At 70.1% G+C, this 13,993-nt stretch carries 15 protein-coding genes and 1 tRNA gene; 10 read left to right on the top strand and 6 right to left on the bottom strand.

The annotated features are described in order from the left end of the window. Positions 1-18 precede the first annotated feature (18 nt). Positions 19-906, top strand: coding sequence for a tRNA pseudouridine(55) synthase TruB (gene truB, locus CPCC7001_RS13045; RefSeq protein ID WP_006909251.1), 888 nt, complete (start codon positions 19-21; stop codon positions 904-906). 36 nt (positions 907-942) lie between these two features. Beyond that, entirely contained in the window at positions 943-1,779 is an 837-nt protein-coding gene (locus CPCC7001_RS13040) for a YebC/PmpR family DNA-binding transcriptional regulator (protein WP_006910944.1), read from the top strand. Here CPCC7001_RS13040 and CPCC7001_RS13035 read toward each other — a convergent pair. Together CPCC7001_RS13035 and CPCC7001_RS13030 are read right to left on the bottom strand one after the other, a co-directional pair. Continuing rightward, positions 1,776-2,558 (bottom strand): glucosamine-6-phosphate deaminase, encoded by a 783-nt coding sequence (locus CPCC7001_RS13035; RefSeq protein WP_050757248.1) that lies wholly within the window; start codon positions 2,556-2,558, stop codon positions 1,776-1,778. The two genes, CPCC7001_RS13040 and CPCC7001_RS13035, sit on opposite strands and share 4 nt — an antisense overlap. Continuing rightward, positions 2,558-3,943, bottom strand: coding sequence for a SpoIID/LytB domain-containing protein (locus CPCC7001_RS13030; protein ID WP_225867251.1), 1,386 nt, complete (start codon positions 3,941-3,943; stop codon positions 2,558-2,560). Before CPCC7001_RS13030 ends, CPCC7001_RS13035 begins: the two co-directional genes overlap by 1 nt. 92 nt (positions 3,944-4,035) lie before the next feature. Between CPCC7001_RS13030 and CPCC7001_RS13025 the strand changes: the two genes are divergently transcribed. Next, positions 4,036-5,013: a ribonuclease Z gene (locus CPCC7001_RS13025; RefSeq protein ID WP_006909489.1), complete on the top strand. Its 978-nt coding sequence runs from the start codon at positions 4,036-4,038 to the stop codon at positions 5,011-5,013. A 128-nt stretch (positions 5,014-5,141) separates the two neighbouring features. Continuing rightward, the gene (gene psbV, locus CPCC7001_RS13020) at positions 5,142-5,675 is read left to right on the top strand and encodes a photosystem II cytochrome c-550 (protein ID WP_006910074.1); all 534 of its coding nucleotides are present in this window, start codon (positions 5,142-5,144) and stop codon (positions 5,673-5,675) included. Positions 5,676-5,814: 139 nt separating this feature from the next. On the opposite strand, the gene CPCC7001_RS13015 is transcribed toward psbV, so the two are convergent. From CPCC7001_RS13015 to serA, 4 genes are all read right to left on the bottom strand, one after another. Beyond that, entirely contained in the window at positions 5,815-6,237 is a 423-nt protein-coding gene (locus tag CPCC7001_RS13015) for a hypothetical protein (protein WP_006911597.1), read from the bottom strand. A 308-nt stretch (positions 6,238-6,545) separates the two neighbouring features. After that, positions 6,546-6,845 (bottom strand): ferredoxin, encoded by a 300-nt coding sequence (locus tag CPCC7001_RS13010; RefSeq protein ID WP_006909701.1) that lies wholly within the window; start codon positions 6,843-6,845, stop codon positions 6,546-6,548. Positions 6,846-7,010: 165 nt separating this feature from the next. Further along, on the bottom strand, positions 7,011-7,913 hold the full coding sequence (gene prmA / locus CPCC7001_RS13005; RefSeq protein WP_006909463.1) for a 50S ribosomal protein L11 methyltransferase: 903 nt from the start codon (positions 7,911-7,913) through the stop codon (positions 7,011-7,013). 57 nt (positions 7,914-7,970) lie between these two features. Then, complete coding sequence (gene serA / locus CPCC7001_RS13000) at positions 7,971-9,557, bottom strand: phosphoglycerate dehydrogenase (protein WP_006909090.1); 1,587 nt, start codon at positions 9,555-9,557, stop codon at positions 7,971-7,973. Between the two features lie 69 nt (positions 9,558-9,626). On the opposite strand from serA, the gene CPCC7001_RS12995 reads away from it, so the two are divergent. From CPCC7001_RS12995 to CPCC7001_RS12970, 6 genes are all read left to right on the top strand, one after another. Then, the gene (locus CPCC7001_RS12995; RefSeq protein ID WP_043369139.1) at positions 9,627-10,145 is read left to right on the top strand and encodes a hypothetical protein; all 519 of its coding nucleotides are present in this window, start codon (positions 9,627-9,629) and stop codon (positions 10,143-10,145) included. Beyond that, positions 10,145-10,930, top strand: a complete 786-nt coding sequence (locus CPCC7001_RS12990) for a photosystem II S4 domain protein (RefSeq protein ID WP_006909148.1) — start codon at positions 10,145-10,147, stop codon at positions 10,928-10,930. Before CPCC7001_RS12995 ends, CPCC7001_RS12990 begins: the two co-directional genes overlap by 1 nt. A 188-nt stretch (positions 10,931-11,118) precedes the next feature. Further along, positions 11,119-11,190 (top strand) — tRNA-Val (locus tag CPCC7001_RS12985). Positions 11,191-11,223: 33 nt separating this feature from the next. Further along, entirely contained in the window at positions 11,224-12,645 is a 1,422-nt protein-coding gene (murD, locus tag CPCC7001_RS12980; RefSeq protein WP_006909819.1) for a UDP-N-acetylmuramoyl-L-alanine--D-glutamate ligase, read from the top strand. Positions 12,646-12,705: 60 nt separating this feature from the next. After that, positions 12,706-13,161, top strand: a complete 456-nt coding sequence (locus CPCC7001_RS12975; RefSeq protein WP_043370156.1) for an EVE domain-containing protein — start codon at positions 12,706-12,708, stop codon at positions 13,159-13,161. Further along, entirely contained in the window at positions 13,161-13,931 is a 771-nt protein-coding gene (locus tag CPCC7001_RS12970; RefSeq protein WP_006909711.1) for a hypothetical protein, read from the top strand. Before CPCC7001_RS12975 ends, CPCC7001_RS12970 begins: the two co-directional genes overlap by 1 nt. Positions 13,932-13,993 lie beyond the last annotated feature (62 nt).

Raw genomic sequence — 13,993 nt, 5'->3', positions numbered from 1 at the left:
AGGCTGATGGGTGGGGGCATGGCTGACCAGTGCTGCGGGTTCCTGGTGCTGGACAAGCCAGCCGGGCTCACGTCCCAGGCCTGTGTGGCCCGGGCCCGCCGTGCCTACGGCCTGCGGCGCGTGGGCCATGGCGGCACCCTGGATCCGGCGGTCACCGGCGTGCTCCCCCTGGCCCTGGGGCCGGCCACCCGGCTGCTGCCCTACCTGGCCGGCGCCAAGCGCTACGAGGGCACGCTGCAGCTGGGGGTGCGCACCGACAGCGACGATCTCACCGGCAGGCTGCTGGAGAAACGGGCCTGGCCCGCACTGGAGCGGGACCAGCTGGAGCAGGCCCTGGCTCCGTTCCGCGGCGCCATCACCCAGGTGCCGCCGCAGATCTCTGCGGTGCATGTGGCCGGCGAGCGGGCCTATGCCAGGGCCCGCCGCGGCGAAGAGCTGGTGCTGGAGCCCCGCCCCGTGACGATCGAATCCCTGGAGCTGCTGCACTGGGATGCCACCACTGGCCGGCTGAGGCTGGGGGTGACGTGTTCGGCCGGCACCTACATCCGTTCCCTGGCTCGGGATCTGGGCGCAGCTCTGGGCTGTGGCGGCTGCCTGGCGGAGCTGCGGCGCACGGAGGCCCTCGGCTTCACGCTGGCCCAGGCGGTGCCCCTGGACGCCATCGACAAGCCGCCAGCCCCGGCCCTGATCGACCCCCTCGGACCGCTGGGACACCTGCCCCGCCGCCAGCTGCAGCCCGAGGAGCTGGCGGGCTGGCGCTGTGGCCGCACCCTGGAGGCCACCAGCAGCCATCCGGCCGGGCAGCCGGTGGCCGTGCTGGGCCCGGATGGCAATCTGGCTGGGGTGGCACGGGCCTCCGAGGACGGCCTGCTGCAACCCCGGCTGGTCTTCGATGCGGCCGGCTGATCCAACCCTTCCGTTCCTGAGCTGCTTCGCGTTCCGATGGCCGGCCACAGCAAATGGGCCCAGATCAAACGCACCAAGGCCGTGGTCGATGCCAAGCGCGGCGCGGTGTTCACCCGCCTGGGTCGCGAAATCACCGTGGCGGCCAGAGCGGGCAGCGATCCGGCGGGGAACTTCCAGCTGCGCACCGCCATCGAGAAGGCCAAGGCGGCCGGTGTGCCCAACCTCAACATCGAGCGGGCGATCCTCAAGGGCTCCGGCCAGCTGGGCAGCGACGGCGACCAGTTCGAGACGGTTCGCTACGAGGGCTACGGGCCGGCCGGGGTGGCCGTGCTGATCGAGGCCTTCACCGACAACCGCAACCGCACCGCCGCCGATGTGCGCCTGGCCTTCAACAAGCACGGCGGCAACCTGGGGGAGACCGGCTGCGTCAGCTACCTGTTCGACCAGCGCGGGGTGGTGCGCCTGCAGGGCCAGGGGGATCGGACCTGGCACCCCTGGGCAGGGGGAAGCCCTGCCGGCACGCCGGCTGCCAGCGCCGAGGAAGGCCTGCTGGAGGCCCTGCTCGCGATCGAGGCGGAGGGTGGCCCCACGGCCCTCGGCTACGAGCTCCTGGGCGACGCCGCCGAGGTGCAGTGCGGCTACACAGATCTGGAGGCCTTCCAGGAGTGCCTGCGCCAGAGGGGTTTCGCCGTTTCCGAGTGGGAACACCGCTGGATTCCCCACACGAGCTGCCCGGTGCAGGATCCGGAGGCGCTGCGCCAGTGCCTGCGCATGCTCGAGGCCCTGGAGGATCTGGACGACGTGCGCAGCGTGACCTCCAACCTGGACGCACCGGACGACCTGCTCGAGGCCGTGATGGCGGCCCCCACCTAATCCGGCCGCTCGGGCAGGGCAGCCCGGTCCGCCAGCACCGTCACGGCGCCGTGGCGCTGCAACCAGCTGGCGGGCAGCTCGGGCGTCGGGGGATCGGTGAGCAGGCGCCGCAGCACAGGCGCCTTGGCGGCGCCAGTGACCACCAGCACGATCCGCTGCGCGGCCAGGATCTCCGCCATGCCGAGCGTGATCGCCCGCTGGGGCACGGCGAGGGGATCCCCGCCGAAGGACGCGGCGTTCTGGCGCCGGGTGATGGCGCTCAGCTGCACGCAGCGGCAAGGGACCTCCGGGCCGCAGGGCGGCTCGTTGAAGCCCACATGGCCGTTGAGCCCCAGTCCCAGGATCTGCAGCCCGATGCCACCGGCGCGGGCCACAGCGGCGCCATAGCGGACGGCCTCGCCCCAGGGATCGCAGGCCAGGCCGTCCGGCAGGCGAAGCTGCGCGCCCTCCAGCCCGAGCGGCTCCCCCAGCCAAGTGCGCATGAAGGCGGCGAAGGAGCGGGGGTCGCTGCCGGGCAGGCCCACGTACTCGTCCAGGTTGAAGCTCAACCAGCGCTGCCGCAGGGCCTGCAGCGCCTGCCCGGAAGCCGCCTGAGCGCGTTGCACCAGGGCGGCATACACCGGCTCCATGGTGCGGCCCGTGGCCAGGCCGAGGGGCCGCAGGGGCCTGCTGTTGGCCAGCTCCTCCCAGATCAGGGCCGCCACCGCCCCGGCCACGGCCTCGGCGTCATCGAGCTGGATGAGCCTGGGCCTTGACGGGGGCGTCGGGGCGGGAGGGATCAAGGGGGGCTGTAGCGGCGCAGTTCGGTTCCTCGGAAATAGTGGCTCAGGATCCGTTCATGGCTCTGGCCCTGCTCCGCCAGGGCCAGAGCCCCCCACTGGCTCATGCCGACCCCATGGCCGAAGCCGCGGCCGATCGCCACAAGCGAGGGAAGAGCGGACGGACGCGAAGAGGCAGGGCGGGAGCTCCCGGCCAGCGCCGGAACGGGCTCGGCGAGGGCACCGCTGGCGGAGTCGATCACGGCCATCACCGGGGGAGGTGGGGTGATCGGCCCCCAGGGCCCCTGTCCGGGCTGCTGCAGCCTGCTCTCCGGTGCTGCCGGTCGGCGGGACGGGGGCTCGAGCACCTCGAAGCGCACCTGGGTGCTGCGCAGCCCCAGGCGGCTGCGCAGTTCGGGGCCGGTCACCACCAGCGTTCCCACCGGCCCGATCACCCGGGCCTGGCGCACCCGCCCCGTGGCCGTTGTGGCCACCACGTCGATGCGCTTGACACCGCCGATCTCCCGGAAGGCCTGCCGCAGCAGATCCGGAGGCAGGGGCTTCTCCCACTGGTGCACCGGACTGCGCTGGTCGAAATCGGGCACGCTCACCAGGTAGGGCAGCTGCTGACTCCAGATGTCGCCACTGTTCTCGGTGCGGCCGCCACTGCTGCTGTGGAACACCGTGTTGGCGAGGCTGCTGCGGTACATCAGCACCTGCCCGCGGGTGCTGGCCACGGCCTCACGGGTGGAGTCCGTCTCCGATTCCACCCCCTTGTAGACCTGGCTGGTCACCGTGGCGGTGAGGTCAAAGGCCGCCCGGGGCTTGCGTTGGCGCAGGGCGTAGGTGCGGGCGGCCACCGCCTGGGCCCGCAGCGCCGCCTGGGGCCAGCGCGGCGGCATCTCACTGCCCACCACGCTGGGCAGATAGGTCTCGAGGGCGATGTGGTTGATGGCCTGCAGCGCAGCTCCCTCGGGGCGCACCTGCAGGCGGCCGCGGTAGTGGCGCTGCTGCAGCTGGAACGTGCCGGTGTCGGCCGGTGACTGCCCTGGCTTGAGCTCCAGCCAGTAGGAGCGCGCCACGGGCAGGATCCGATCGACACCGCTGGCGGTGAGCCGCACCCGCCCCTTGGTGAGTCGCAGCTGCAGGACGCCGGTGGGGGGCAGCTCCAGCAGCGCGGGGCTGGCGCCACCCTCAGCCCGCAACACCAGGGGCCGCTGCAGGGAGCGCACGCTGATCTCCGCGGCGCTGGCCAGCAGCACCCGCACCTCAGGATCCCCCTGCTGGGCCAGCGACGCGGCGCCACTGCCGGCCAGGGCCACCACAGGCGCGGCCAGCACCACGGGCAGCAGCACTGAGGGCCGCCACGCCGATGCCTGCCACGGGGTCACAGAGGAGAACGCCACGAGGAACGCCGGTCCAGGGCGCCTCATTGTGACGAGCGTCCTCCGGGGATGCCAGCGCCGACGTGGCACCATGCACGGGAGGCACAGGGCCCGTGCAGGTCACATTTCTCGGCACCAGCTCCGGTGTGCCCACCCGCAGCCGCAACGTCTCGGCGGTGGCCCTGCGTCTGCCCCAGCGCAGCGAGCTCTGGCTGTTCGATTGCGGCGAGGGCACCCAGCATCAGTTTCTGCGCAGCGACCTGCGGGTGAGCCAGCTGCGCAGGATCTTCGTGACCCACATGCACGGCGACCACGTGTTCGGCCTGCCGGGTCTGCTGGCCAGCCTGGGGCTGGCCGGCAACTGTCCCGGCATCGATCTCTACGGGCCCGACCGGCTGCGGGATTACCTCGAGGGTGTTCTGCACACCAGCTCGACACGGATCGGCTACACCATCCGCCACCATCGGGTGAGGGGAGCCGCCGAGGCCGGCACCCTGCTTCTGGACGACGGGGAGCTGACGGTGCGCTGCACAGCGCTGACCCATCGGGTGCCGGCCTATGCCTACCGGATCGACCAGAAACCCCGGGCGGGACGCTTCGATGTGGCACGGGCCCAGGCCCTCGGCATTGCCCCGGGACCGGTCTACGCCGCGCTCAAGCAGGGGAAGACCGTGACCCTCGAGGATGGCCGCATCATCCGGGGTGCCAGCCTGTGCGGGCCGACGCGGCCCGGCGCCAGCGTGGTGTACTGCACCGACACCGTGTTCTGCGAGGCGGCGGTGGAGCTGGCCCGCGGAGCCGACCTGCTGATCCACGAGAGCACCTTCTCCCACGGGGAAGCGGAGCTGGCCTTCCAGCGCCAGCACTCCACCAGCACGATGGCTGCCCAGACGGCGCTTGCCGCGGGGGTGCGGCAGCTGGCGCTGACCCACCTGAGTCCGCGCTACGTGCCGGGCACCGCGATCAGCCCTGACGACCTGCTGGGCGAAGCGCGCGCGATCTTTCCCAACACCGTGCTGGCCAAGGATTTCCTCACCCTGGACGTGGTGCCCCAGGAGCCGGCCACCAACGGCGACGACCATCCCGCGTGAGGGGCGGGTGGACGGGCCTGCAACAGTTCGCCCGATTCCGTACCGGTGGCCCCGTTGCCCGTGATACAAGGTCTCCGATGCGGTTTCCGTCGCCACACCTCCCTCCGCCACACCGCCGGCTTAACCCAATGGCCTCCACCCCCTCCCCATCGGCTCTTCGCAGAGCGTCACGGGCCGTCGCCCGCACCCTGCTGGCCCTGCCCCTGGCCCTGCTGCTCTGCCTCGGCTTCGGTGGCGAGGCCATCGCCGCCCAGTGGACGGCTGAGCAGCTCACGGTTCCGGCCTCTCCAGACGGCGCCACCGTGACCTTCACCGAAACGGAGATCAAGGCCGGACGCAAGCTGTTCAACTCCAGCTGCGGAGAGTGCCACGCCGGCGGCATCACCAAGACCAACCAGAACGTGGGGCTGGATCCCGAGACCCTGGCCCTGGCCACCCCGGCCCGGGACAACGTGGAAGCCCTGGTGGACTACATGAAGGATCCCACCAGTTACGACGGTGAATACAGCATCGCGGACATCCACCCCAGCATGCGCAGCAGCGACATCTTCGTGAAGATGCGCGACCTCGATGACGACGACCTGCGGCTGATGGCCGGCTACATCCTGGTGGCTCCCAAGGCCCAGGGGGTTCAGTGGGGCGGCGGCAAGATCTATTTCTGATCACGCTCGGGCTGACCGCCTTCCGGCCGATCGCGCCTACGGGCTGATCCCCAAAGGCCTGAAGGCCTTCAAGAGTTCAGACCAACCCTGAACCCACCCTCGAGCACCTTTCCAGCCGGTGTCCCGGACACCGGCTTTCTCAGTGCCCGTCCTCCGGCTGAGGGGGCTGGTGGTTGGCGGGGTCCAGGGAGGCCGGCAAGCGGCTGTACCACCACTCCTGCAGGGCTGGACTCAGACGCACCGGGAACAGCGTGATCACCGACGGACTGGGGCGCGCTCCGGGCTGCAGGAGCTCCACGGCATAGGACGGACAGCGACGGGCCGCCAGATCGGCCACGAAGCGGCGACCGACGCGTCGCCAGCTGGGTTCCTTGCTGCGCCAGGCAAGCCTGCAGCAGGGCCAGGGCAGCTCCTCCCGATCAAACAGTCGGCAGCAGGCCCCCAGCACCCGGAAGCTGTACTGCCCGCCGGCACTGGCATGCTCGCTCCCGGGTTCCAGCAGCTCCCGGTCCGGTCGGGGAAGCAGGCCTGCCGAGGGAACACAACCGGTGCCAGACGTCACGGAAGAGGGTGCGGGAATGCCATGAAAAAACCACCCCGCAGGGTGGCAGAGCCGAAAGCCGGGAACAAGCCTGGGGGAGCCTGGCGGACGATCCGCGAATTGGGTCTCCGGCTCGGGTCTCCGGATCGGGTCGCAGCCGGTCCCAGGATGTGGGCTGACGGGACACCCCGAGAAAAAGGGAGCCCGGATCTCAGGAGCGACTCAGAGGCTGGAGATCTGGCCGTCGGGACGCAGACCGCCAATCCCAGGCTCGATACTGCTGCCGCCTCCGGACTCGACGTCCGAAGCTGGCAGCGCAGGGACAGAACTCAGTAGAGCTCTTCTTCGGCGTGGGTCTTGATGGTGCAGTCGCTGGTGGGGTAGGCCACGCAGGTGAGCACGAAACCAGCTTCGATCTGGTCGTCGTCGAGGAAGCTCTGGTCCGACTGATCAACGGTTCCGGAGCTGAGCTTGCCGGCGCAGGTGCTGCAGGCACCGGCACGGCAGGAGTAGGGGAGGTCGATGCCCTGCTCTTCAGCGGCGTCGAGGATGTACTGGTCGTCAGGAACCTCGATGGTCTTGTTGAGGCCTTCGCTCTCGTTGATGAGGGTGACCTTGTAGGAAGCCATGGAAGGGATTGGGGCTCACAGGCACCCGGGCAACCGGGCCTGTAGGACCCGCCCTTCATACATCCGCCACAGGCCCTTCCTGCCGATTTCCAGGTCCGAGGGCCGGAAGGCCAATCAAAGGGCAAGCACAGATCAGCGTGCCTTATGCGACATCCGATGGTCGCCTCAGGCCCGCCGGATCCGCAGCAGCCCCCAGGCGCTCTGCTGGGCCACCAGCTCGCTCCGCCACCCCTCGTCGGCCAGAACCGCCTCCAGCCGGGGCGCCTGATCCACCAGCAGGCCACTGAGCAGGCCCACGCCAGCGGGCGCCAGCACCGAGGTGAAGGCGGGGCAGAGCGCCTCGATGACCGGCGCCAGGATGTTGCAGAGCAGCAGGTCGGCCGTCTGGCCCCCCAGCAGCTCCGCCAGGGACTCCACCGACCCCTGCACCACCTGCAGCCGCTCCTGGCAGCCACTCACCAGCGCGTTCTCCCGGGTGGCGCCCACGGCAAGGGAGTCGGTGTCGGCCGCACAGACCCGGCCAGCCCCCTGCAGCAGCGCCGCCAGGCCCAGGATGCCGCTGCCGCAGCCCAGATCCGCCACGGTGCACCCCTCCAGGGCGCTCCCGGGCAGGGCCTCGATCGCCTCGAGGCAGAGCCGCGTGGTGGGGTGGCTGCCCGTGCCGAAGGCACTGCCGGGATCCATGCGGATCACCAGCCGCTCGGCATGTTCGGGCGGCAGCTCCAGCCAGGCCGGCAGGATCAGCAGGCGCCGCCCCACCGGGTCGGGCTGCCAGTGCTGCTTCCAGCTGAGGCTCCAGTCCTCCTCGGGCTGCTGCTGCCAGCACGCGGGAGGCAGCACCAGGGCAAAGGGCTCGGCCAGCCCCTGCAGGGCAGCCTCGAGGGCCTGGCGCTCGGGCTCGGGCCAGTCACTGTCCGGCAACCAGGCCAGCAGCGTCCGCTGGCCTGGCGTTTCCGGCCGGTGCTGGATCGCCACCCGGCCGATGCCGAGCTGCTCCAGCTTCCACAGCAGCGACTCCTCCAGCTCGGGGGGCACGGGGAGCTCCAGCCGCCACCAGGACAGGGCCATCAATTCAGCGGGCGAAGGTACGGGGGTCCGGGCTCGACGCGGCGCGGCGCCAGCCCGTCAGAGGGTCACGGGGTGGGCTTCCTGGATGCCGTCGATGTCATTCACGCAGGCCAGCAGGCTGGTGGGGATGGGGTCATCGAGGCTGAGCACCATCACCGCATCCCCCCGCACGATGCGCCGCCCCACCTGCATCGAGGCGATGTTCACGTTGTGCTCGCCGAGCACCGAACCGATCTGGCCGATGATCCCGGGCATGTCGCGGTGCCGGGTGAACAGCATGTGGCGGCTGGGAGTCACGTTCACCGGGAATTCGTCGATGCTGGTGACCCGCAGCTCGCCGTCGGCGAACACTGCACCGGTGACGCTGTGGTTGCCCAGGCTGCTGCGGGAACTGAGCTGGAGCGAGCCACCGGCGTAATCACGGGCGGCGCCGTCTTTCACCTCGAGCACATGGATGCCCCGATCCTTGGCCTCGAGGCTGGCATTCACGTAGTTGATCGAATCGCCAAGCGCGGTGGAGAGCAGGCCCTTGAGCGCGGCCACCACCAGGGGCTGGGCCGGATGCCCGGCGAATTCACCCTGCAGGCGCACCTCCAGTTCACTGATGGCGCCGCCGGCCAGCTGGCTGAGCAGCTGCCCCAGGGTCTCGGCCAGCTGCAGATGGGGCTTGAGCTGCTCCATCACCTCGGCATTGAGGCCCGGAATGTTCACAGCGCTGCGGGCCGGCAGGCCGAGCAGCACGTCACGGATCTGCTCGGCCACATCGATGGCCACGTTCTCCTGGGCCTCGGCCGTGCTGGCCCCGAGGTGGGGGGTGAGCACCAGCCGCTCCTTCACGCTCCGCAGGGGGGAATCGGCCGCCAGGGGCTCCTTGGCGAACACATCGAGGGCGGCGCCGGCGATCACCCCGGCCTCGACGGCCTCGGCCAGGGCCGCCTCATCGACGATGCCGCCGCGGGCACAGTTCACCAGACGCGCCGTGGGCTTCATGCTGCGCAGCAGCTCGGCATCCACCAGGTTCTCGGTGTCGGGCGTGCGGGGCAGATGAAGGCTGATGTAGTCGGCCTCGGCGAAGAGGTCAGCCAGGGGCAGCAGCTTCACCTGCATCGACTGGGCCCGCTCCGGCGACACGAAGGGGTCGTAGGCCAGCAGCTCCATCCCCATCGCCTTGGCGACCCGGGCCACGTGGGAGCCGATCTTGCCCAGACCGACCACGCCGAGCTTTTTCTTGTAGAGCTCGTTGCCCACATAGGTCTTGCGGTCCCAGCCGCCGGCCATGGTGCTGCCATGGGCATGGGGCACGTGACGGGAGAGCGAGAGCATCAGCGCCAGGGCATGCTCGGCGGCCGCGATCGTGTTGCCCTCCGGTGAATTCACCACCAGCACGCCGCGCTTGGTGGCCGCCGGCACATCCACGTTGTCCACGCCCACGCCGGCGCGGCCGATGATGCGCAGCTTGCCTGCCGCCGCGATGATGTCGGCGGTCACCGTGGTGCCGGAGCGGATCATCAGCGCGTCGTAGTCGCCGATGATCTGGACGAGCTCCTCGGGGGCGAGACCGGGCCGCAGGTCCACCATGGCCACCTGGGACAGGATGTCGATCCCCGCCTGGTCGATGGGATCCGAAACGAGAACCTTGGTCATGCCCGGCGGGTCGGAGGAAAAGCCGGAGGTGCAGTGTAGTGAGCAGCCAGAATCGCTCCGATCGCGTTCATGAGGCAAGGCGGCGTGGGTACGAGCGTGGTGGTGGTGTTCAACGACCGCAAGCGGCTGCGCCAGCTGCAGGAGCGTCTGGCGCAGCAGCAGCCGCCGATGCGGGAACTGGTGGCGATCGGTGAAGGGGAGACCCCGCTGAGCGCGGTGGATCGGCTCAATCCGGCCGCCGGCCGCCGGCTGCGGCAGCGCGGCATGGCCCGCTGGCTGATTCCCTTCGGCTTCTTCGCCGGGCTCACCTTCACCTTCATCACCGATCTGGACACCTTCGCCTTCGCCGGTGCCTGGAGTCAGCACCTGATCGGCGGCCTGCTCGGCATGGGCTCGGGCTGGATGGGCAGCTTCGCCGCCGCGGCCAGTGTCACCTCCGAGGAGGACGACCGCATCCGCGGTCTGCGCAACCGGCTGGAGGAGGGCAGCTGGCTGCTGCTGGCCGAAACCCCCAACGGCCTGGACATGCCCTGGCGCACCGTGCAGGAGGCGCGACCCCAGGCCGTGGTGCGGCTGGCGGAAAGCTGATGCTGCCCCGCACCGACCTGCTGGCCGGCAGCCGCCACCCCGATCAGCTCGTGGAGGTGATCGAGGCGGCGGAGCGGGCCCTGCACACCTGGCAGCCCCAGTGGACAGGCTTCCTCGAGGGCGCGGTGCTGGAGGAGGCCATGGCACGGCTGGGACAGCTGGCCGAACTGGAGCTCCGCGCCGCGGGGGGACATGCCGGCGCGGAGCGTTGCCGGCTGCTGCTGACGCGCCGCGAGGCGGGACTGGATCCCGAGCCCCTGGACACCGGTCTGCTGGGGCTGCTCCTCAGCGGCAATTTCCTGTTCGATCCCGCCGAGCCCGACGAATTCAGAAGCGCTCTGATCCAGCAGGGCTGGGCCGACGGGGCCATCGGGGATGTCTGGCTGCGGGGGGATCGCGGAGCCCAGGCCATCGTGGTCGCCAAGGCTGCCGAGCCCACCGCTGCGCTCACCCTGACGGTGCGCAGCGTGCCGGTGACCGGTGAACTGGTTCCCCTGGCACTGCTGCAACCACCGGCGCGGCGCCAGCCCCGCCAGCTCCACACGGTGGAGGCCTCCACCCGCCTGGATGCGGTGGCTTCGGCGGGGTTCGGCATCTCCCGCAACCGGATGGTGACCCTGATTCGCGACGGAGCCGTTCGGCTCAACTGGGTGGTGGCCAGCCGCCCTGGCCAGGAGCTGCAGGCGGGGGATCGGGTGCAGCTGAGCGGCCGGGGGGAGCTTGAGGTGCGGGCCATCACCGCCACCAAACGGGAACGCTGGCGGATCGAGCTCTCCAGGCGGTGAGAACCCACAACGCCGCAGCCCACTCGGGGATGGGCCGACACCTCGGCTGCTAGGTTTCCAGCCATCCGGGCACCAGTCGCTGGTCGCCGGTCCTCTCCCCTGAGATTTCTTTCCTGAGATTTCTTGAGGTGGCAGGAATCCATGACCATCTTCATGACCATCCCGTCGATGCTCATGACCCTGCAGAAGGGCGATTAGCTCAGAGGTAGAGCACTACCTTGACACGGTAGGAGTCACTGGTTCGATTCCAGTATCGCCCACTTCCCTTCAGCGCTCGACCAGCGCCGCGCTTGATGCCCACCCCGGCCCTGGATGCCTCGGTAGTCGTTGGGATCGGCCGGTCGGGTTCCGGAGCTGCGCGGCTCCTCCGCAGCCTGGGGCAGCGTGTCTGCCTGATCGACTCCTCCGACACCCCCGAGGCCCAACGGCGGGCGGAGGACCTGCGGCAGCTGGGCATCGACGTGCGGCTCGGGGTGCCCCTGGACGCCGTCAACCTCGCCCAGCTGCAAGAGCAGCTGCCGGGAGGACTGCAGCGGTTGATCATCAGTCCAGGCATCCCCTGGGATCTGCCGGCGCTCACCGCCCTCAGAAGCCGGGGCGTGAGGGTTCAGGGAGAGATGGTGCCGGCCTGGGAGGCCAGCCGCCCCGTGCCCTGGATCGGCATCACGGGCACCAACGGGAAAACCACCGTGACCCATCTGGTGCACCACCTGCTGGAGGCCAGCGGGCTCGATGCGCCGATGGCCGGCAACGTCGGCTACTCCGCCGCGGAACTGGTGCTCGACCGCCGCGGCAGCGGGGCTGAACTGCCGACCTGGATGGTGGTGGAACTGAGCAGCTACCAGATCGAGGCCGCGCCGGAGGTGGCCCCGCGCGTCGGCATCTGGACCACCCTGACCCCGGACCACCTCGAGCGGCACGGCACCCTGGAGGCCTACCGCGCCATCAAGCGCAGTCTCCTGGAGCGCAGCCAGGTGCAGGTGCTCAACGGCGACGATCCCGACCTGCAACGGCACGCCGCCAGCTGGCCCGGCGCCTGCTGGGTGACGGCAGGTCCCAGGCAGGAGCTGCCCGAAGCGATCAGGCCCCACCTCTGGGTGGAGGCTGGACGGGTGATCCGCGATCACAACGGCACCAGCCAGGACCTGATGGCCGCGGACTGTCTCGCCATGCCGGGCGAGCACAACCGCCAGAACATGATGCTGGCCATCGCCGCTGGCCTGGAGGCTGGTCTCACCGGGCAGCAGATGGAGTGCGCCTTTCGCAGCTTCCCGGGGGTTCCCCATCGGCTGGAGCGGATCGACCAGCAGGCCGGTGTCAGCTACTACAACGACAGCAAGGCCACCAACTACGACGCCGCCGAAGTGGCGGTGCGGGCTCTGGCGGGTCCGCTGGTGGTGCTCGCCGGAGGGCAGGCGAAGCGCGGCGAGGCCAGGGGATGGCTGGAGGCCCTGCACCAGAAGGCCCGGGCCGTGGTGCTGTTCGGAGCGGCCCAGGCCGAATTTCAGGCGTTGCTGGAGGGAGCGTCCTTCGCAGGCGCCATTCACCGCTGCGATGGGCTGAACGAGGCCGTCCCTCTGGCCAGGGCCCTGGCCGCGGAGTTGCACTGCAGGGCCGTGCTGCTCTCACCCGCCTGCGCCAGCTTCGATCAGTACACCGACTTCGAGGCCCGCGGCGAGCATTTCCGTTCCCTCGTGCTCGCGCTCAGGCCCTGACCAGCCCGCCGGGATGGTCAGGGGTTGCTCCGTAGCATGACCACCTGGCAGGCGATCAGCATGGCCTACTGGTTGATGAAAAGCGAACCCGAGGTCTACGGCATCGACGACCTGGAGCGGGAAGGCAGCACCCTGTGGGATGGGATTCGCAACTACCAGGCCCGCAACTTCATGCGCAGCATGGAACCGGGTGACCTTGCCTTTTTCTATCACTCCAACACCCAACCACCGGGCATCGTCGGCCTGATGGAGGTGATCGAAACAGGGTTGATCGATCCCACCCAGTTCGACCCCGCATCCAAGTATTTCGATGCCGCCGCGAAGCGGGACTCACCCCGCTGGGACTGTGCCCGCCTGCGCTACCGGCGGACGTTCCCAGCCCTGCTCAGCCTCGATGTCCTGCGGGAGCGGTTTGACCCGGAGCAGCTGGGCGTGGTGAAGCGCGGTAACCGCCTCTCGATCCTGCCGGTGCCCGACGCCACGGCCCAGACCCTCCTGCAACTCCTCGAGGGCTGATGGCGGAGCCCGGGGTCGCCGCGCCGTCCGCCATCGCCATCCGGCATGCCGTGGAAGAGGGTTGGGCCGCCTTCCGGGCAGCGCCGGTGCCATTCGTGCTCTTCACCCTGCTCACCGGCGGCGTCAACCTGCTGGCCCAGCTCACGATTCAGTCCCAGCAGGACCAGCTGCTCACCCCCTTCGGCCAGCCCGATCGCTGGGCTGCGCTGACTCTGCTGCTGGCCTGGATCATCTGGTGGCTGAGCAACCTCTGGCTGGCGCTGGGTCTGCTGCAGGGGGCGCAGACGGCGCTGGGCCATCACCGCCCGCGGCTGCGCCGCATGCTGCGTCCGGACGGTCGGGCGATGCTGCGGGGCGGCGGCACCCTTGCCCTGGTGCTGCTGGTGCTGAGCCTGATCGCCCGTCTGGCCCAGGCCAGTGCCTGGCTGATCGCTCTGATCCAGCCGGCCCTGGCCTGGCTGCCCCTGCTGGCCGGATGGGCCGTGGGGATCTATCTGGTCACCGACCAGCTGCTCTGTCTGCCGATCAGTGTGCTCGGCCCGGCAGCCCCGCTGAAGGCGTTCCGGTTGGGACGGGAGGCGATCGACCCCCACTGGCTTCAGGCTCTCGGGCTCACCCTGGTGCTGGGCCTGGTGGTGCTGGCGGGGTTTCTGCTGCTGCTGGTCGGACTGGCCATCACCCTGCCCGTGGCCACCTGCATCCAGGTGGCGGCCTACCGGCAGTTGTTTCCCGAGCCCGTCAGCGGACCGCAGGGCGGACGGCAGGGCTGAGGGAGGCCTGAGCCGGCGGCCGGCTGAGCGCCCCGCACCTGCGCCCACACCCTCGCCCACCT

This window comes from Cyanobium sp. PCC 7001 (genome assembly GCF_000155635.1).
Taxonomy (GTDB): Bacteria; Cyanobacteriota; Cyanobacteriia; order PCC-6307; family Cyanobiaceae; genus NIES-981.
The sequence above is the reverse complement of the archived record's forward strand: the minus strand, read 5'-3'. Positions and strand labels throughout refer to the sequence as shown.